This window comes from Variovorax sp. CF079 (assembly GCF_900101545.1).
GTDB lineage: Bacteria > Pseudomonadota > Gammaproteobacteria > Burkholderiales > Burkholderiaceae_C > Variovorax.
This window is the reverse complement of the sequence record NZ_FMZU01000004.1, coordinates 306,883-324,502: the sequence shown is the minus strand read 5'-3', so window position 1 is coordinate 324,502 and position 17,620 is coordinate 306,883. Positions and strand designations below refer to the sequence as shown.

The 17,620-nt window shown below is 65.5% G+C and carries 17 protein-coding genes and 1 pseudogene; 6 read left to right on the top strand and 12 right to left on the bottom strand.

All coding sequences use genetic code 11. The features are described 5' to 3' along the window. Positions 1 to 107: SDR family NAD(P)-dependent oxidoreductase (locus tag BLS74_RS33755; protein WP_139191649.1), on the bottom strand; the 107-nt coding region annotated here is incomplete at its 3' end. A 154-nt stretch (positions 108 to 261) separates the two neighbouring features. Next, the gene (locus tag BLS74_RS07460) at positions 262 to 933 is read right to left on the bottom strand and encodes a hypothetical protein (RefSeq protein ID WP_244503787.1); all 672 of its coding nucleotides are present in this window, start codon (positions 931 to 933) and stop codon (positions 262 to 264) included. Between the two features lie 115 nt (positions 934 to 1,048). On the opposite strand from BLS74_RS07460, the gene BLS74_RS07455 reads away from it, so the two are divergent. After that, positions 1,049 to 1,429, top strand: coding sequence for a winged helix-turn-helix transcriptional regulator (locus BLS74_RS07455; RefSeq protein ID WP_244503786.1), 381 nt, complete (start codon positions 1,049 to 1,051; stop codon positions 1,427 to 1,429). Positions 1,430 to 1,532: 103 nt separating this feature from the next. On the opposite strand, the gene BLS74_RS07450 is transcribed toward BLS74_RS07455, so the two are convergent. From BLS74_RS07450 to BLS74_RS07430, 5 genes and pseudogenes are all read right to left on the bottom strand, one after another. Further along, the gene (locus BLS74_RS07450; protein ID WP_093104151.1) at positions 1,533 to 4,940 is read right to left on the bottom strand and encodes an adenylate/guanylate cyclase domain-containing protein; all 3,408 of its coding nucleotides are present in this window, start codon (positions 4,938 to 4,940) and stop codon (positions 1,533 to 1,535) included. A 109-nt stretch (positions 4,941 to 5,049) separates the two neighbouring features. After that, positions 5,050 to 5,094: pseudogene (locus BLS74_RS35645) on the bottom strand (hypothetical protein); the annotation flags it as partial. Between the two features lie 130 nt (positions 5,095 to 5,224). Continuing rightward, entirely contained in the window at positions 5,225 to 6,181 is a 957-nt protein-coding gene (locus BLS74_RS07445; RefSeq protein ID WP_093104149.1) for a Bug family tripartite tricarboxylate transporter substrate binding protein, read from the bottom strand. An 89-nt stretch (positions 6,182 to 6,270) separates the two neighbouring features. Continuing rightward, a complete protein-coding gene (locus BLS74_RS07440; RefSeq protein WP_093104147.1) occupies positions 6,271 to 6,819 on the bottom strand; it encodes a VOC family protein in 549 nt (182 codons plus the stop codon). A 177-nt stretch (positions 6,820 to 6,996) separates the two neighbouring features. Beyond that, positions 6,997 to 7,977 (bottom strand): fumarylacetoacetate hydrolase family protein, encoded by a 981-nt coding sequence (locus BLS74_RS07430; protein ID WP_093104146.1) that lies wholly within the window; start codon positions 7,975 to 7,977, stop codon positions 6,997 to 6,999. A gap of 101 nt (positions 7,978 to 8,078) precedes the next feature. On the opposite strand from BLS74_RS07430, the gene BLS74_RS07425 reads away from it, so the two are divergent. Both BLS74_RS07425 and BLS74_RS07420 read left to right on the top strand, forming a co-directional pair. Beyond that, entirely contained in the window at positions 8,079 to 8,891 is an 813-nt protein-coding gene (locus tag BLS74_RS07425) for an IclR family transcriptional regulator (RefSeq protein ID WP_093104144.1), read from the top strand. 177 nt (positions 8,892 to 9,068) lie between these two features. Further along, positions 9,069 to 9,539: a LysR family transcriptional regulator gene (locus BLS74_RS07420; RefSeq protein WP_093104142.1), complete on the top strand. Its 471-nt coding sequence runs from the start codon at positions 9,069 to 9,071 to the stop codon at positions 9,537 to 9,539. Here BLS74_RS07420 and BLS74_RS07415 read toward each other — a convergent pair. From BLS74_RS07415 to glmS, 3 genes are all read right to left on the bottom strand, one after another. Beyond that, complete coding sequence (locus BLS74_RS07415; RefSeq protein WP_093104141.1) at positions 9,504 to 9,938, bottom strand: TA system VapC family ribonuclease toxin; 435 nt, start codon at positions 9,936 to 9,938, stop codon at positions 9,504 to 9,506. The genes BLS74_RS07420 and BLS74_RS07415 overlap by 36 nt on opposite strands. Next, a complete protein-coding gene (locus tag BLS74_RS07410) occupies positions 9,928 to 10,167 on the bottom strand; it encodes a DUF6364 family protein (RefSeq protein WP_093104139.1) in 240 nt (79 codons plus the stop codon). Before BLS74_RS07410 ends, BLS74_RS07415 begins: the two co-directional genes overlap by 11 nt. Before the next feature lie 273 nt (positions 10,168 to 10,440). Beyond that, positions 10,441 to 12,321 (bottom strand): glutamine--fructose-6-phosphate transaminase (isomerizing), encoded by a 1,881-nt coding sequence (gene glmS, locus BLS74_RS07405; RefSeq protein ID WP_093104138.1) that lies wholly within the window; start codon positions 12,319 to 12,321, stop codon positions 10,441 to 10,443. Between the two features lie 139 nt (positions 12,322 to 12,460). Here glmS and BLS74_RS07400 point away from each other — a divergent pair, with 139 nt between their 5' ends. Beyond that, positions 12,461 to 12,976, top strand: coding sequence for an Lrp/AsnC family transcriptional regulator (locus tag BLS74_RS07400; RefSeq protein WP_093104136.1), 516 nt, complete (start codon positions 12,461 to 12,463; stop codon positions 12,974 to 12,976). Here BLS74_RS07400 and glmU read toward each other — a convergent pair. Next, the gene (glmU, locus tag BLS74_RS07395; protein ID WP_093104134.1) at positions 12,930 to 14,372 is read right to left on the bottom strand and encodes a bifunctional UDP-N-acetylglucosamine diphosphorylase/glucosamine-1-phosphate N-acetyltransferase GlmU; all 1,443 of its coding nucleotides are present in this window, start codon (positions 14,370 to 14,372) and stop codon (positions 12,930 to 12,932) included. The genes BLS74_RS07400 and glmU overlap by 47 nt on opposite strands. Here glmU and BLS74_RS07390 point away from each other — a divergent pair. Continuing rightward, the gene (locus BLS74_RS07390; protein WP_244503785.1) at positions 14,371 to 15,261 is read left to right on the top strand and encodes a DUF6279 family lipoprotein; all 891 of its coding nucleotides are present in this window, start codon (positions 14,371 to 14,373) and stop codon (positions 15,259 to 15,261) included. The two genes, glmU and BLS74_RS07390, sit on opposite strands and share 2 nt — an antisense overlap. A gap of 64 nt (positions 15,262 to 15,325) precedes the next feature. Further along, entirely contained in the window at positions 15,326 to 16,258 is a 933-nt protein-coding gene (locus tag BLS74_RS07385; protein ID WP_093104131.1) for a glycosyltransferase family protein, read from the top strand. On the opposite strand, the gene BLS74_RS07380 is transcribed toward BLS74_RS07385, so the two are convergent. Beyond that, positions 16,243 to 17,541 (bottom strand): polysaccharide biosynthesis protein, encoded by a 1,299-nt coding sequence (locus BLS74_RS07380; protein WP_093104130.1) that lies wholly within the window; start codon positions 17,539 to 17,541, stop codon positions 16,243 to 16,245. The genes BLS74_RS07385 and BLS74_RS07380 overlap by 16 nt on opposite strands. Between the last annotated feature and the right edge of the window lie 79 nt (positions 17,542 to 17,620).

The window sequence follows — 17,620 nt, the reverse complement described above, 5'->3', positions numbered from 1 at the left end:
GGACCGCAGCCGGCGATGACCGTGAAACCATCCTTGTGCAGGCGCTGGCAAATGGCGGTTCCGATGCCTCCCATGCCCCCGGTGACGTATGCGACATTCTTGCTCATGCGCGTTCCTTGAAGTGGACGAACCTGAACCGGCGCTGTTCACTGTAGCGAGCTTTCTCATCACCCCCGCTCAGGAAAACACTGAGCCCGGATTGCAACGGGGCTACGTTTCTGCCGACACCATGCACAGGTCCGAGTGGTCCGGCGCACTTGATCAGGCTTGCTCTCTCAGGTATCCCGCAAGATGTCGCGCCTGAAAGAGCGCTGCCATATGGAGCATGATGAAAATGGGCACAAAGTAAGCGGGGATGAGCACGAGCGGCAACAGTGCCATCGGGCCGGTCGTGATCTCCCCGGCGACGCCGACGGCGAGGGCCGAACTGAGTGCCCCGGTTCCGAGGGCCACAACGAGGTCCAACACCCCGAGCGCATTCCACACCACGAAGGTCTTGCTGGCAGCGAAGCTTGGCCGGTGTATCAGGGCAACCAGTAGCCAAGGCGCGGTCACTCCGATCGCGATGTCGCCAAGTCCTGCGGGCCAGGCGAAGCTGCCAGGCAAGACGCCGTGGGCGTACAGCGCCAAAAAGCCCAGCCCCGCAAATCTCCATGCCTGTATCGCCATCATGAGGCGGAGGTCAGCCGTCAGAACAAGTTCGCGGAATAGGCGCGACATCCAGAAAGCGGCGAGAAACACGATGATGGGCGCCGTGACCCCGATCAGGATCGGCAGCGGCGGCGTCCCGGGCGGTGTGACGAACGCTCCACTCGCGCCCAGCAGAATGACGAGCGTGAACCAGACGGCAAGCACGACTGCGGCGACTAGCTTTGTGCCCCGAAGGGCTGGCGACCTCGGCTGAGCGGATTGCGACAGGACAGGGTTCGACATGGCGTCTCCTTTGCACAGTCGCTTGCACTTTGCAAGTCACTTATAACCGTAGCATACTTACTTGCATTTTGCAAGTTTCTCGCGCGGTCGACACCCGCGACTGATGGAAGCAAAGATGAACAAGCCTGAAGGTTTTCGAAGATCCGCCTGCCCTATTGCAAATACGCTCGACCTGGTGGGTGACAAATGGTCGTTGCTCGTCATTCGGGACATGCTCCACGGGAAACGCACCTTTGGGGAACTGCTGGACTCGCCCGAAGGAATCCCGACCAACACACTCGCCGATCGCCTGAAGCGCCTCGAAGAGGCTGGGATTGTCGTGAGCGCCGCGTACCAGGAGCGTCCGATTCGTTACGCCTATGCGCTCAGCAAGAAAGGAGCTGCCATGGGTGACGTTCTGCTCGCGCTGGTGCGATGGGGCAAGAGACACATACCAGGTACGCAGACCTTGCGCCGCTCAACTCGGACGCGCGCAAAGGCGGCGCGCGCCGGTTAGCGGCATCGGCCATTGTTGAGACTCGGCGATCAATTTTGACTTCCGCAACCTCCCTCGAAGAGAAAGGTCATGCTCTGAACATGGCGCTGACATGACGCACGCTTCAGTGGAGCTCGGCAAGCAGCGACCTGGCCTCCTGCAGGTCCGCGGTGTCGAAGCCCTCGGTGAACCAGCCATAGCTCTCGGCCAACATCTGGCGGGCCTCCGCCGACTTGCCCTGCTGCCGCCACAGCCGGCTCAAGGCCATCACCGCGCGCAGCTCCAGCGATCGGGCGCCCTGCCGGCGAGCGATGGTGATCGCCTGCAGGAAGCAGGCCTCGACCTCGCCGCCGGCCTCCTCGCCCTCGCGGCCCGGCTGCAGCAACATCAGCTCGCCCTTGAGTCGATAAAGCTCCGCCTCGTAAACACGCTCCTGCGTGAGCTCCACCAAGGCCAAGGCCTCGGCCAGTGTCTTCAGCCCTGCCTCGGCCTGCCCCGCTCTTGCGTAGGCTTCGGCCAGCAAGGCCAGGAAGCGCGTGCGCCATAGCCCCGCGCCCGTGGCCTGGTAGGCGCTCAAGCCCTGTTGCATCCTTTCCATCCCTTCTGCTGCACGTCCCTGCTCGACCAGCGCCCAGCCCGAGAGGATGGTTCCCCAACCCAGCCAGAACGGGAAGCCGTGCTCGGTCGCGAGCGCAAGGACGGCCTCCGTCAGCTCGCGGGCGGGCTGCGCCTCGCGGCGGAACAAATGGAGCTCGGCGGCGAAGGTCAAGGCGCTGGCGGAGTCCGGAGGATGGGACAGGGTCTGAGCCCGGGCGAGCATCGCCTGGCTGCGTGCGAGGGCTTGGTCCGGATAGCCCAGAAGCCACAGGTCCATGGCGACGAAGGCAAGCCCCAGCACGCCGGGCTCGAAGACGAAGAAGTAGGCCGGCGACGGGTGCCGCGCAGGGTCGTGAAGGGCCAAGGCCTGTTCCAGATGCGCGCGAGCAGGGTCGAGCTCGCCGAGACCGAACAGGGCCGTTCCCAACGCCCGATGGGCGTGCACGAGCAAGGCCGGGTCTTGCGCCTTCTGGGCCAGCGTGACGAGCTGCTCCGCCAGCTCGCGCGCGGTCGGCAGTTCCCCCCGGACCATGTAGAAGGTCCGCAGCCCCATCAGCGCAGGGAAGAGATGGACCGTCTCCCCGAGCTGTCGGCACAGCATCAGCGCCCGGGTATAGGTCGCCTCCACTTCCGGTGCAGCGAGCCCCTTGGCGGCCATCCAGGCCGGACCGAGGGTGATCTGGAGCGCGAGTTCCTGCCGTGCGCGCTCGGGCGCCTCGGGCAGGGCTGCGAGCAGGGCCAGGGCCGTGGTGAGGTGCGCGATTGCCTCTGCATCGGCGGAGCGCTGCAGCGCCTGGCGCCCGGCGCAGTGCAGGTATTCCACCGCCTTCGGCGCGTTGCCGCTGCGGCTGAAATGATGCGCCAGCTCGCTGCAGTGCTCCTCGAGATGGGAGGCGAACAGGGCCTCGATCGCCTGCGCCGTGCGCTCATGCAGTGCGCGGCGCCGCTCGATCAGCAGCGAGCCGTAGCTCACCTCCTGGGTCAGCCCATGCACGAAGCTGTACTCCACCTCCGGAAATGCCGGCTGCTGGTAAATGAACTCCCCGGCCTGCAGCCGCGCCAGCAGGCTCTTCAGCATGTCTTCGGGCTGATCGACGACGCGCGCGAGCAGGCTCCATGCAAATGACTTCCCGATCACCGCCAGGGTCTGCAGCAGCGCCTTCTCGGCCGGCTCCAAGCGGTCGATGCGGGCGGCGAGCACGCCTTGCACGGTGGTCGGGATATGCAGCGTGGTCGGAACCTGCTCGAGGCGGTAGTGCCCGCGCTCGCCGCGCAGTACCTGCTCCTCGACCAGCGTCTGCACCACTTCCTCCATGAAGAATGGGTTGCCTTCGGTCTGCTCCAGGATCAGCTCCTCGAGCGGGCCGAGCCCGGCGGCGTCGCCCAGCAGGCCCCGAAGCAGTTCCCGGGCTTCGGCTTCGCCCAGGGGATCCAGCCGCAACTGGGTGTAGTAGCCCTTGCGACTCCAGTCGTGCTGGTACTCGGGCCTGTAATTGACCAGCAGAAGGATGCGGGCGTCGGCCACGCTCTCGGCGAGAACGCCGAGGAAGGCGTCGGTCTCGCTGTCGAGCCATTGCAGATCCTCTACGATCAGCTCCAGCGGCTGCGCCTGGCTCTCGCGCACCAGGAGTCGCTGGATCGCCTCGAAAGTGCGCTGCCGGCGGATCTGAGGGTTCGTCTGCGCCAGCGCCGAGCTCGGCTCGGTCGCCCCCAGCAGGTGGAACAGATAGGGCAGGCTGTCTTCCAGCGCGCGGTCGAGGGTCAGCACCTTGCCGGTGAGCTTCTCGCGCCGCCGGCGCTCATCGTCCTGCGCAGTGATCTGGCAGTAGTTCTCCAGCAGCTCGATCAGCGGCAGATAGGGATAGGCCTTGCCGTGCGAGACCGAGAAGGTCTCCAGCACCAGGCCATCGCGCGGCGCGCCTAGCTTGAACTCGTGGCACAGCCGCGACTTGCCAACCCCCGGCTCGCCGACCACGCCGACGATCCGCCCATGCCCGGCCTGCGCCTGCGCCCGCGCTTCTCGCAGTTGCTCGAGCTCGCGGGCACGGCCGACAAAGCGCGCAACCCCGCGGCTGGCAGCCACCTGCAACCGGGTGCGCAGCGGGCCGAGGCCGAGCACTTCGAAGACGGCGAGCGGCTCGGGCAGCCCCTTGATCGGCGTCGCGCCGAGCGCCTTGAATGCGAAATAGCCCTCGCTCAGCTTGCGCGTGCGTTCGCTTGCGACGATCGAACCGGGCACCGCAATGCCTTCCATGCGCGAGGCGATGTGGATAGAGTTCCCCACCGGGTCGTAGTCGGTGTGCAAGTCCTCGGTGCGGATCGCGCGCACCACGACTTCGCCGGAGTTCACGCCGACGCGCAGCTGCAGCGCGATCCCCTGTGCCAGACGCACACGGTCGGCGTAGCGGCGCATCTCGTCTTGCATGCGCAGTGCAGCATAGAGGGCGCGCTGCGAATGGTCTTCGTGCGCGATCGGCGCGCCGAACAGCGCCAGGATGCCATCGCCCATCGACCTGGCCACATAGCCTTCGTAGTGATGCACGGCCTCCATCATCAACGCCAGCACCGGGTCGATCAGGCGGCGGGCGTCTTCGGGATCGAGGTCGTGGATCAGCGCGGTCGAACCGGCCATGTCGGCGAACAACGCGGTGATCGTCTTGCGCTCGCCGTCCGCCGCGCCGCGGGCTTCCATATCCACCTGCGCCGCGCGGATGCGCTCGGCCAGATAGGGGGGCGTGTAGTCGATGGGGGCGCCGGCCGCAAGCGCCGCGCCCGCGGGCGGCCCGCTCAATGGGGCGCCGCATTCGCTGCAGAAACTGGCGCTCGCGCTTGCCTCGTGCCCGCAGGCCGGGCAGACGCGTACCAGCTTGGCGCCGCATTCCTCGCAGAACTTGGCGCCTGCCGGATTCTCGAACCCGCAGCTTGCGCAGCGCATAAGGCTTAGCCTCGCTCACGGGGCTTTCAAGGCCCAACAACTCCCAAATCTTATCAAGGCGCGCAGTGCGCCGGGCTCCGGTAGATGCCGACATCATCGCCACGGGCTTGTAGGCGAAGGGCTGGGCATCAACGCGCGACAGCCAGTCGAGCATGTTCTTGAACATGCCTCCATCCCCGCAGGCATTACCTGGCCAGCCAGGCCGACAGCCATGCGATTGATGGAGGCGGCGCGCAGGCTGCCACACAGACCAACGACGTCAATGAAGCTGTTGTTCATGCTGGCTATTGCATGGGAATGTTCGCGTCCTTCACCACCTTGGACCACCTACTGACTTGCGCCTGAACAAAAGTCTTCATCTCAGCACCGCTCGACGAAGGGCTGGCGACACCGCCAGTCGCCTCGAGCTGCTTGACGACATCTGGCTGAGCCAGCACCTTGACCAAGGCCTCGTGCAGGCGCTGCGCCACTGCAGGCGGAAGGCCCCTCGGTGCGGCAACACCGGTCCAGGATGTCACTTCGAAACCTGGCACCGAGTCTTTCATCGGAGGCACACTCGGCAGCTGCGGAGCGCGGTTAGTCGATGTCACGCCGAGGCCACGGAGCTTGCCCGACTCGATATGGGTCCGGGTCACCGTCACGGAGTCGAACATCAGGTCAACACGCCCACCCAATACATCCTGGAGCGGGGCCGCCCCTCCTTTGTAGGGGATGTGGATGAGCTCGATGCCTGCGGCGGCCTGGAACAGTTCACCTGATAGGTGCTGAGTCGAGCCGATGCCCACGGAGCTGAACGAGATGGTGCCAGGCGCGGCCTTCGCAGCAACAAGTACATCCTTTATGTTCTTGAACCTGCTCTCCGCATTGACCGCCAGCACGAATGGGAACTTGGTGACCACGGAGACCCAGTCGAAGCTCTCCAACGGGTCAAAAGGCTGCTTCTTCATCATCGCGGCCGACACTGCATGTCCGCCCGTCTGCAGGATGAGCGTGTAGCCATCGGCGGGGGCCTTGGCGACCTGTCCCGATGCCAGGTTGCCGCCCGCACCGGCCTTGGGGTCGACGAGGACTGACTGCCCCAACTCCTTGGACAGCGGCAGCGCGATGATGCGTGCGACCACGTCCGCGTTGCCGCCGGCGTTGAACCCGTGGACAAGCGTGATGGGTCGGTCGGGGTAGCCCGTAGCTTGAGCGACGAGCGGGGCGGCAAGAATGGCTGCGAATAGTTGGCGTCGAATCATGGTTTGTCTCGTGCTTGTAGTTGGAAAGGATGTCGCGTCACACCTCGGAAGGGATGTCACGTCACACCTCGGTGTGAGGGGCTGGTCGCTCAAGAGCGTTGGTAGCCGGAACTGCTGCCGAACAGTTTGACGCGTTGCGACCAGTCATGGGTCTCGGACCAAAGCGCAAGAACCTCCCGTGCCTCGTCGGCGAAGCTCCGCATCCGAGCTGGGTCGTGGCACGTGCGTGCGGTCAGCTCTAGTCGGTGCCCTGAGGGATCGAAGAAGTAGATCGAGGTGATGAAGTCATCATGATTTGTCGGCCCCACGACCTTCAATCCCTTCGCCTGCAAATCCCCCTTTGCACGCATCAGGACCTCCACACTCTCTACCTCGAAGGCGAAGTGCTGAATCCAGTCTGGGGAAGCCATGTCCTTGATCTCACCCGGGTCCTTAGGGCACTCAAAGAAAGCGATGGAACTGCCATCCTCGAGCTCGAAGAAGATGTGCACGTGGGGGCTGTATTTCCCCGTGGACGGCACATGGTCCTCACCCATGGCATGGGCGAACTTCAGACCCAGCATCTCGGTGTAGAACTTGGTGGTCTCGCCCGCGTCCTTGCAACGGTAGGCGGCGTGGTGCAGTTTCTTGCAAAGCATGTTTGAACTCCTGATGACGGAGGCTGGAAGAGCTTCAGTGGCTCAGTCCTGCCATGTGGGGTGAAGAAGGAGGCGGGAATGAGAAGTCGCGACTCTTGGCGCACGAGCAGTGGCTGCAGCATCTTCTGTACGTAGGCTTTGAACTGTGGGTCTGCAAGCAGCGCGGCGCGGCGCGCGTCAGGCCTTCTGGATGCGCTGTTCGATGGCGCCGAAGATCGTTTGGCCCGCGCCATCCAACATCTCGATGCGCACCGTGTCGCCAAACCTGAACCAGGGTGTGCTGGCCTGCCCGTGCTTGAGCTCCTCGTCAGCGCGCGCTTCAGCGATGCATGCGTACCCGGCTTCTGGATCGAGGTTTGATACGGCACCGGCCCCGATGATGGTGCCGGCGCTCAGCGAGCGCGTGCGCGCCGCATGGGCGATCAGCTGCGGATAGTCGAAGAACATGTCTCGCCCGGTGTTGGCACGCCCCATCGCGCGTCCGTTGATGAAGGACAGGATTGGGAGGCCGAGCTTTCGCCCATCCCAAGCGTCGCCCAGCTCCTCCGGCGTCACGGCAACAGGCGAGAACGAGCTCGTGGGCTTGGCTTGCACGAAGCCGAACTGCTTCGGCAACTCGCTTCGTGTCAGGGTGCGAAGGGTGAAGTCGTTGAGCAGCATCACCAGCTTGATGTGGGACGCGGCTTCGTCGGCGGTCGTCCCCATGGGCACGTCATCAACCACCACCGCGACCTCGGCCTCGTAGTCAATGCCCAGGCTTTCATCGGGTAGGCGCATCGGGTCGCGCGGGCCGTCGAAGCGGTCCGACAGGCCCTGATACATCAGCGGGTCGGTCTTGTAGTTCGGCGGCATGTCAGCGCCGCGCGCTTTGCGCGCCTTCTCCATGTGATGGAGGTACACGGATCCGTCCAGGAACTGATAGCTCCGAGGAAGTGGGCTGGCCAGCGCGTCGATGTTCAGATCGAACACATCGGTGAGCTCCCCCTGCTCAAGGCGCTCATGCAACTCCTGCAGCTGAGGCGCAACGGTCGCCCAACGCTCAAGGGCGTACTGAAGCGTTGGGGCAATCTCCCGCGCCGACGCGGCTCGGGTCAGGGCCTTGTTGACGACGATCAGGGTGCCGTCGCGGCCTCCGCGCTTCAGGGTGGCGAGTTTCATGTTTGACGCTCCATGTCTTTCCTAGGGCCGCCAACAAGGCGGTTTGCATTGACGTCAATTCTTGGACTTTGATCGACGCTTCCGCCTAAAATTTCCATTCAATGGAAATGGATGATGTGAGGGCCGGCGCGGCCGAAGCGGCAGGAGCGGGATTGCTACAGCGCTCTGTCGCACTGCTGCGTGTGCTGGCTACAGCGGGCCGGCGGGGTGCGGCGCTGACCGCATTGGCACGCGACACCGGACTCTCCAACAGCACAGCTCACCGGCTGCTCGCCCAACTGATCGCCGAGCGTTTGGCAATGAAGATGGAGGACTCGAAGCGGTACGCGCTGGGTCCATTGGCCTATGAACTGGGGCTTGCGGCTACCCACCAGTTCGACATTCGGAGCCTATGCCGTCCTTTGATCGAGCAGTTGGCGAGTGAAACCGCAGAGACGGTCTATCTGATCCAGCGCAGTGGCATCGAGGCCGTTTGCATCGACCTGGTCGAAGGGCCTACGCCGGTCAGAGTTGTCACGCTGCATGTGGGCAGCCGCCGTCCGCTCGGCTTAGGGGCCGGCGGACTGGCCATCCTTGCAGCATTGGACGATGACGAGCAGCAGGCCACCTTGGCGCAGGTGCAAGAACGCATCGCCAAGGAGTGGGACTTCCCCGAGCACATCCTGCGCGAATCGCTGCAGACGGCGCGCGAGACTGGGTGCTCCCTGATTCGCAACCGCATTACCCCAGGGGTCACGGCGGTTGGCCGAAGTTTCAGAGACAGTCTTGGCCACGTGCTGGGCGCCATCAGCGTGGCAGGCGTCAATGCCCGTATGACGAAGGCGCGGCAGACTACCCTCATGCAGAGCCTGACGGTAGCGACGCGCGACCTTGAGCGCGTACTCAGGGGGCAAAGCTGGGCCCGGTATGTCTAGACTCTCCGAGCGACCAGTATCGGTAGACAAACTCCGTCCCGATGCGCCGCCGGCGCGACACCTGCCACTGAATTCACGAGCGTTGGCGTAGTTGAGTTCGCCGTCGCGTCTCGGCATGGTAGCGACGACGACCGACTCAAACCGGTACGCTGGTCGTACGAAACTGCAAGAAGGCCGATGAACACTGACAAGAACGCGATGGCCCTCCACGTGCGGGTGGTCGAAGCGGGGAGCTTCTCCAAAGCGGCTGCACGTGAGGGCGTGCCGGTGTCCACGGTCAGTCGCAAGATTGCCGAGTTGGAAAAGGCGCTGGGCGTTCGTTTGCTCGAGCGCTCGACCCGGCAACTGCGCATGACCGAGATCGGCCAGAGCTACTTCGAGTCCTGCCGCCGCGGCCTGACCGAGTTCGAGGCGGCCGATTCCCTGGTGACGCAGCGCCAAGCCGAAATCTCGGGCCGGCTGCGAATCTCGATCCCGCCGAGCATGTCCGACTTGGCGGTCGTTCCGTTGGTCAGCGCCTTCCTAAGCAACAGCAGGTTGTGGATATTTTCGAGCCTGCACATAGAAGCATCCTCGCTCCTCCGACATAGCAAGATTGGCTTGGCGGCCACGCTACGCCGCGAGTCGTGTGAACTGCGCTCTCGATAGCAGCCGCTTGAAGTCGCCGTCGAACGTGACCAAATGCTCGCCTTGATGGATGACCGCAGCAGCCAGCCAAGCATCCGGTATGTCGTTCGCACCGAGTGCCTTGTCAGCGCACAGCTTGCGGAGCGCAGTCCACTCGGCGCCGAGTGCGGATTGCTCGACACCCGGTGCGGCCAACAGCACGTCCACGAAGCGCAAGGCTTCGGTCGTCGGCGTCGGGTTCACGAATATCCTCGGATGCGTCACAAGCCGCAGAAAGCTCGCGATCACCATCGGCTGCAGCTTCAGTGGCTTTCCTTGAGTTGCGCTGGCGACGGCTTCTTCCAACCAGCTGCGGGCCACTGCATGGTGCGGATGATCGCTACGCGATGCAGCGACCAGCACGTTAACGTCAGGCGTCACTGTCGGCGGCGTCCAACATTGCCTTGTTGCTCAATCCGTCGAGCCCTGAGGCCAGGCCGCCCTTTCCTCGGTAGACGGGAAGGCGCACGGGTTTCTTTTGAGGCGGGCATGAGCGCAGGCGCAGTTGGAGCCCTTCTTCAATCAGGCGCGTCAGACTCGTACGCTGCTGCACCGCCAGCGCCTTGGCTTCAGTCAGCAATGTGTCGTTGAGGTTGAGCGTGGTCTTCATGGGCTGGCGAGTCGCAGGACGCGAGTACAGATTTCTGTATTGTAGTGCCGACCCTGGACGATGCCAAGGTCCTTGCCAAGACTGCCCCGGCAAGGGCACCGCCAAAGCCAGCGAAGGCGAAGCCCGCACGAAAGCCGCCGGCGCATGCACGCGCGTCCTGAGCTTGCCCTAGGACAGAGCGCGCGCCCATAACGCTGTTTCCATGGAGACGGTCGCCGGCATCGAGGAACCGCGGCGACTACTACTAACTACAACCGGGCGCCACGTCCGCCCCTACTCCACCGTCACACTCTTCGCCAGGTTCCGCGGCTTGTCGACATCGGTCCCGCGCGCGCAGGCCGTGTGATAGGCCAGCAGCTGCAGCGGCACCACGTGCAGCATCGGTGACAGCGCACCGTAGTGCTCGGGCATGCGGATCACGTGCAAGTCTTCGCCACTCTCGATGTGCGTGTCGCCGTCGGCCAGCACGTAGAGCACGCCGCCGCGCGCGCGCACTTCCTGCAGGTTGCTCTTGAGTTTTTCCAGCAGCGCATCGTTGGGCGCCACGGCCACCACCGGCATCTCGCTGGTGACCAGCGCGAGCGGGCCGTGCTTGAGCTCGCCGGCGGCATAGGCCTCGGCGTGTATGTAGGTCACTTCCTTGAGCTTGAGCGCGCCTTCGAGCGCGATCGGATAGTGCAGCCCGCGGCCGAGGAAGAGCGCGTTTTCCTTGCGCGCAAAGTCTTCGGCCCAGCTGATGATCTGCGGCTCCAGCGCCAGCACCGACTGCAGCGCCACCGGCATGTGCCGCATCTCCTTCAGGTAGCGCGCTTCCTCCGCTTCGCTCAAACGACCCTTGGCTTGCGCCAGTGCGAGCGTGAGCAGGAAGAGCCCCGCCAGTTGCGTCGTGAAGGCCTTGGTCGAAGCCACGCCGATCTCGACGCCGGCGCGGGTGATGTAGGCCAGCTTGCATTCGCGCACCATCGCGCTGGTCGCGACGTTGCAGATGGTCAGGGTCTGCTCCATGCCCAGTGAGCGCGCGTGCTTCAGTGCCGCCAGCGTGTCGGCGGTTTCGCCCGACTGGCTGATGGTGACGACCAGCGTCTTCGGGTCCGGTACGGAATCGCGGTAGCGGTACTCGCTCGCGATTTCGACCTGGGTCGGGATCTTCGCGATGCTTTCGAGCCAGTACTTGGCGACGCAACCGCTGTAGTAGCTGGTGCCGCAAGCCAGGATCAACAGCTTGTCGATGTCCTGGAATACGCGCCAGGCAGCGGCGCCCGGCGCGCCATCGCTGCCGGCGCCGTCGAAGAGTTCGGGCACGATGCCCTCGATGCCTTCGAGCGTGTCCGAAATTGCGCGCGGCTGCTCGAAGATTTCCTTCTGCATGTAGTGGCGGTACGGGCCCAGTTCCGCGGCGCCGCTGTGCGCGAGCACGGTGCGCACCGGCCGCGTGACCGGCTTGTGGGCACGGTCGACGATCCAGTACTTGCCCGGCTGGATGTCGACCACATCGCCCTCCTCGAGATAGACGATCTGGTCGGTTACGCCGGCCAGCGCCATCGCGTCGCTGGCGAGGAAGTTCTCGCCGTCTTCCTTGCCGGCGCCGAGGATCAGCGGCGAACCGGCGCGCGCGCCGACCACGCGATGCGGCTCGTCGCGGCAGATCGCCGCGATCGCATAGGCGCCCTGCAGTTGCCGCACGCTGGTCTTGACGGCCTCGAACAGATCGCCGTCGTAGTGGCTGTCGATCAGGTGCGCGATGACCTCGGTGTCGGTCTGGCTTGCGAACACATAGCCCTTGGCCTGCAGGGCCGCGCGCAGCGCCTCGTGGTTCTCGATGATGCCGTTGTGCACCAGCGCCACGCGGCCGGGCCGCGCGGATTCCGCGTCGGTGCCGGGCCCATGGCTGAAATGCGGATGCGCGTTATGCACCGCCGGCGCACCGTGCGTGGCCCAGCGCGTGTGGGCGATGCCGGTCGTGCCCTCGATATGGTCGTCGCGCACCTGGGCCAGCAGGTCGGCCACGCGCGCCGTGGTGCGGGCGCGCTGCAGGCCCTTCGCATGCACGGCCACGCCGCAGGAGTCGTAGCCGCGGTATTCAAGGCGCTGCAAGCCTTGCACGAGGAGGGGAACGATGTTGCGAGCGGAAACGGCGCCGACGATGCCACACATGGAGAAGCTCCTACGGAATTGAAGTCGGGTGGGATCGTAGGCGTCTTGTCGCGTAACTTGAGATCAATATTCAATTGAATTTGACTAAATATTTCATGACCACTCAAGGACAAACTATTATTTCATTATTATCTCCAATGTGAAATCAATCGACATAGATCAAATCGACCTGCAGCTTCTGGACGCCCTGCAGCAGGATGCCTCCCAAAGCAACCAGTCGCTGGCCGAGCGCTTCAACATCTCCGCCCCCACCTGCCTCCGGCGCGTGCGGCGGCTGCGCGAGGCTGGCTGGATCGAGCGCGAGGTCGCGATCCTCAGCACAGAGCGCGTCGGCGCACTGCTCACCGCCGTGATCGAGGTCTCGCTGGATCGCCAGGACGCCGCTGCCCTCGACGCGTTCGAAGCGCGCGTGACGCCGGACGATGCCGTGCAGCAGTGCTACCGGGTTTCGCCGGGGCCGGATTTCGTGTTGATTGCCACCGTGCGCGACATGCCCGGCTACCAGGCGCTCGCGCAGCGCCTCTTCACCATCGATGCCAATGTGCGCAACGTGAAGGCCTTCTTCAGCTTGAAGCGGGCGAAATTCACTTCGCGCGTGCCCCTGCCGATCAGTCCTTTGGCGCCTTCGTCGGGCGCGGCCAGTTCGCGAAGCTGACCTGCCGCGCGCGCGCCACCGTCAAGGCGCCCGGCTCGGTGCTCTTGGTCACGGTCGAGCCGCCGCCCACCGTGCCGCCGGCGCCGATCGTGACCGGCGCCACCAGCACGCAGTTGCTCCCCACGTGCACGTCGTCGCCGATCACCGTGCGGTGCTTGTTGGCGCCGTCGTAGTTGGCCGTGATGCTGCCGGCACCGTAGTTGACGCGCGCGCCGACCGTGGCGTCGCCCAGGTAGGCCAGGTGGTTGGCCTTGGCACCGGCAGCCAGGGTCGAGTTCTTCACTTCGACGAAGTTGCCGATGTGCACTTCGGCGCCCAGGCGGGCACCGGGCCGCAGCCGCGCGAAGGGGCCAATGCGCGAACCCTCGCCGACCGTCACGCCGGCCTTCTCGCCGTCGATGTGGGTGAAGGGATGGATCACCGCGCCGGTCTCGATGCGCGCGTTGGCGATCACGCAGTTGGCACCCACGCGCACGCCCGCCCCCAGCGACACCGCGCCTTCGAAGACGCAGTTGACGTCGATCTCCACATCCGATTCGCAAGCCAGGGTGCCGCGCAGGTCGAAGCGCGCCGGGTCGGCGAGCCGCACGCCCTGCGCCATCAACGCATCGGCCTGGCGAAGCTGGTAGGCGCGCTCGAGCGCGGCAAGCTGCGCCGGGCTGTTGACACCGGCCACCTGCAACGCGTCGTCGGTACGGTGCGCGACGACGGGCACGCCATCGATGGTGGCGAAGCCGACCACGTCGGTCAGGTAGTACTCCCCCTGCGCGTTCTTGTTGTCCAGGCGTGCGAGCCAGGTCTTCAGCAGCTGGGCCGGCACCGCCATCACGCCGCTGTAGATCTCGCGGATCGCGCGCTGCGCCTCGTTCGCGTCCTTCTCTTCGACGATCGCCAGGACTTCGCCGTCGCCGTCGCCGTCCTGGGCCGCAGGGGCCCGCACGATGCGGCCGTAGCCGGTCGGATCGTCGACCCGGATCGTGAGCAGCGCGAGCCGGCGCCCGCCGCTTTGCGCCACCAGCGCGCGCAGGGTGGCCTCGCCGATCAGCGGCACGTCGCCCGACAGCACCACCACCGTGCCGTCGTCGGGCAGGAGCGGTGCGGCCTGCTGCATCGCGTGGCCGGTGCCGAGCTGCGGCACCTGGCGCGCGAACAGGGGCACCCTGCCGCTCGCGCCGCTTTCTAGCGCGGCTTCGACATCGGTCGCGCCATGCCCCGTCACGACCACCACGTGGCGCGCGCCGATGCGCTGGGCGGTGTCGACCACGTGCGAGACGAGTGCGCGCCCGCCCAATCGATGCAACACTTTGGGCAAGCTGCTCTTCATGCGCGTGCCCTTTCCGGCCGCCATGATGACGACGTCGATCGGTTCCTGGTTGTCCTGCGGAGTCTTGTTCATGCCTCTTTCCCGAATGCGGATGCGTTGCGCAAAGCTGGCGCGAATTATCGGCGTGCTGCTCGTCGCCTCCGCGCTGGCCGCCTGCAGCGCGATCAAGCTGGCCTACAACAACCTGCCCGCATTCAGCTACTGGTGGCTCGACGGCTACCTCGACTTCGACGGCGCGCAGACGCCGCGCGTGCGCGACGAGCTCACGCAGCTCCTGGCCTGGCATCGCCAGAACGAGTTGCCGAAGATCGTCGCGCTGCTGCAGAAGGCCCAGGCCCTCGCGTCCGGCGATTTCACGCCGGCGCAGGCCTGCGAGATGGGCGATGAGGTCCGAGCGCGCATGGTGGCGGTGGCGGAGCATGCTGAGCCCGCCGGCGCCGATCTCGCCCTGCGCCTGGGCGAAGCGCAGTTGCAGCAGCTCGAGCGCAAGTACGCCAAGATCAATGCCGACTACGGCAAGGACTGGCTCGAACGCAGCCCCGCCCGCTGGCAGGAGAAGCGCTACGAGCTGCTGCTGGATCGCAACGAGGACTTCTATGGCCGGCTCGATCCGTCCCAGCGCGAGCTGCTGAGGCAGCAGGTGGCGCAGTCGGCGTTCGATCCGCGCTTGATCGACAGCCAGCGCAGGAAGCGCCAGCAGGAGACGCTCGCCCTGTTGCGCCGCTTCCAGGCCGAGAAGACGCCGCCGGCCGAAGCGCGCGCGGCCATCCATGCCTACGTGCAGCGCATCGCCGACCCACCGCCCGGGCCGGCTCGCGACCGGCAACGGGCGCTGCTGCAGGAGGGCTGCCGCAACATGGCGGCGCTGCACGAGCGCACCAGCGCGTCCCAGCGCGAGCAGGCGGTACGGCGGCTCAAGGCCTACGAACGCGACCTGGTCGAGCTGATGGCCGCGCCGTGATGTCTTGCCGCATCGACCTATAGAACATTTGTTTACACTCGAGCGCGATCAACTGCGACCCTCCATGAACATCACGCTCTGCACGCTTTTCGAACGGAACTACCACTTCGGCGTCGCGGCGCTGGCGAATTCGCTGATCGCCGCGGGCTACACCGGCGAGCTCTGGGTCGGCTACCGCGGTGCCCTGCCGGGCTGGATCGTCGATTCGCCGGCCTTCGACCGCGTCACCGGCCGCCTGCAGGCAGCGCCCGGGCTGGTGCTGTGCATGCTGGAGCTCGACACCCCGCTGCACTTCACCTACTACAAGCCGACCTTCATCCGCGAGATGCTGGAGAAGCATGCGCCGCAATCGGATGTCGTGGCCTACATCGATCCGGACATCGTCGTGAAGTGCGACTGGCCCGCGCTGACCGGCTGGTTCACCGAAGACGGGATCTCGCTGGCCGAAGACGTCAACTGGTGCTTCCCTGCGCGGCATCCCAAGCGGCTGCTGTGGGCGCGCTTCTTCGAACCGCACGGCGCCACGCCGCGGCGCGGGCTCGACCGCTACTACAACGCGGGCTTCATCGCGGTCTCGCGCGCGCATCTCGAGTTCCTGGACCTGTGGCGCCGCCTGTGCGACCTGGTGGTGGCCTACAACGAGCATGCCAAGGAGCTCAAGGCCGGCGGTTCCGCCGCCCTGTTCCATTCGACCGACCAGGACGCGCTGAACTTCGCCCTCACCGTCTGCGAGGCGCCGCTGAACACGGCCGGGCCGGAAGCCATGGATTTCGCGCCCGGCGGCTACTACCTCTCGCACGCGGTCGGCTCGGTCAAGCCCTGGCATGGCGGCCACATCCGCCAGGCCCTGCGCGGCATGCCGCCCTCGGCCGCGAGCAAGTGGTACTACCACTTCGCCAATGCGCCGATCAAGGCGTATTCGGACGGCGAGCTCGCCAAGCGCCAGCTCTCGCTGAAGATCGCCGCCGCCATCGGCCGGGTCTACAAGCGCGCCTGAGCCTCGTCGACGGCATCCTTGCGCCACTCCAGCCAGCGCACGGCCAGGAGGAAGTACTGGTAGCCGAAATTGGCCAGGCTGGTGGCGATGCCGAAGCCGAGCACCGAGCGCAGATCGCTCACGCCCACCAGCCACAGATAGAGGATCTGGGTGATCAGCGTCACCGCGATGCTGTAGGTCTGGCCCGCGGTCGCGCCGCGGACCGACAGGGTGCGGAAGGCAAAACCCGAGGCGTTCATCAGGATCGAGGCCAGGAACACCATCCACACCAGCGGCGTCATGCTGGTGTACTGCTTGCCCAGGAGCAGGATCCAGTACTGCGGGAAGAAGAAGGAAGTCAGCAGGACCAGGGCGCCCATGGCGAAATAGGCCACATGGGCCTGTGCCACGATCGCGCCGAGGCGCGCGCCCACCGGCGCCCGCGCGATGGCCGGGAACAGCAGGGTGTTGGTCACCCGGTCGACCACGATCAGCACCATGGCCAAGCGGCCGAAGGCGCCGACCTCGGCCATCATGCTGGCGGTGCCGAACAAGGACACCAGGAACACGGTGATCACGCCCTGCACCTGGTAGAAGATGGCCGGCAGCACCAGCGGCTTCGCGATCCGCAGCACTTGGGCGTCCACCTTCTTCGTGTCGGCCGCATCGAGATGGGCATCCGGCAACTGCTGTGTCCTGAACGCCTTGCGGTACAGCACCACGCTGACGAAGCTCGCCGCGGCGGTCGCCGCCACGATGCCGGTCACCGACCAGGACGTCGCGGGCAGCAGGAGCACCACGCCGACGAAAGCGATGCGCACGCAATGGGACAAGAAGGCGATCCGGTTCAGGGTCGGGATCTGGCCGAGGATCAGCAGCACGGTGTTGGCGTAGTGCTCCCTGAGCGCCAGCAGGACGACGGCGACCATGAGCAGCGACGCTGTGAGATAGGCCCACCCGGCCCACGCATGCTGCTGCGAGGTATAGAACCAGTAGGGCCCGATCACGGCCAGGCCCAGCGCCAGCAACAGCCAGCGCTTGCGGAACACCTGGTGGCAGACGCCCACGACCCACGGCACTTCGCCCGCGCGCTGGCCGACGATGGGCAGGGTGCAATGGGCGAGCCCGAGGTCGGTGATGCCCAGGATCAGCGTCATGCACGCGACCAGGAAGGTGTAGGCCGCGTACTGGTCCTTCGGCATCACATTGACGATGAGCAGACCGGCAATGCCGCCGATGGCCACCCCGAACGTTTCGACGCCGCCAACCATGGCGACCTGGCGCAGACGGGACAGGAGTTTCACAGGGGCAGCGCAGTCAGGGGGTTGGCCGGCGGCTGCCGGGTCGGGGCTCGTGCCCGGGATTTCCGGGCGGGGCCTCTAC

Bases quoted from the DNA above. Each gene is read 5' to 3' on its own strand.
- BLS74_RS07460 (WP_244503787.1), bottom strand. From the start codon at position 933: ATGTCGAACCCTGTCCTGTCGCAATCCGCTCAGCCGAGGTCGCCAGCC.
- BLS74_RS07455 (WP_244503786.1), top strand. From the start codon at position 1,049: ATGAACAAGCCTGAAGGTTTTCGAAGATCCGCCTGCCCTATTGCAAAT.
- BLS74_RS07450 (WP_093104151.1), bottom strand. From the start codon at position 4,940: ATGCGCTGCGCAAGCTGCGGGTTCGAGAATCCGGCAGGCGCCAAGTTC.
- BLS74_RS07445 (WP_093104149.1), bottom strand. From the start codon at position 6,181: ATGATTCGACGCCAACTATTCGCAGCCATTCTTGCCGCCCCGCTCGTC.
- BLS74_RS07440 (WP_093104147.1), bottom strand. From the start codon at position 6,819: ATGCTTTGCAAGAAACTGCACCACGCCGCCTACCGTTGCAAGGACGCG.
- BLS74_RS07430 (WP_093104146.1), bottom strand. From the start codon at position 7,977: ATGAAACTCGCCACCCTGAAGCGCGGAGGCCGCGACGGCACCCTGATC.
- BLS74_RS07425 (WP_093104144.1), top strand. From the start codon at position 8,079: ATGGAAATGGATGATGTGAGGGCCGGCGCGGCCGAAGCGGCAGGAGCG.
- BLS74_RS07420 (WP_093104142.1), top strand. From the start codon at position 9,069: ATGAACACTGACAAGAACGCGATGGCCCTCCACGTGCGGGTGGTCGAA.
- BLS74_RS07410 (WP_093104139.1), bottom strand. From the start codon at position 10,167: ATGAAGACCACGCTCAACCTCAACGACACATTGCTGACTGAAGCCAAG.
- glmS (WP_093104138.1), bottom strand. From the start codon at position 12,321: ATGTGTGGCATCGTCGGCGCCGTTTCCGCTCGCAACATCGTTCCCCTC.
- BLS74_RS07390 (WP_244503785.1), top strand. From the start codon at position 14,371: ATGCCTCTTTCCCGAATGCGGATGCGTTGCGCAAAGCTGGCGCGAATT.
- glmU (WP_093104134.1), bottom strand. From the start codon at position 14,372: ATGAACAAGACTCCGCAGGACAACCAGGAACCGATCGACGTCGTCATC.
- BLS74_RS07385 (WP_093104131.1), top strand. From the start codon at position 15,326: ATGAACATCACGCTCTGCACGCTTTTCGAACGGAACTACCACTTCGGC.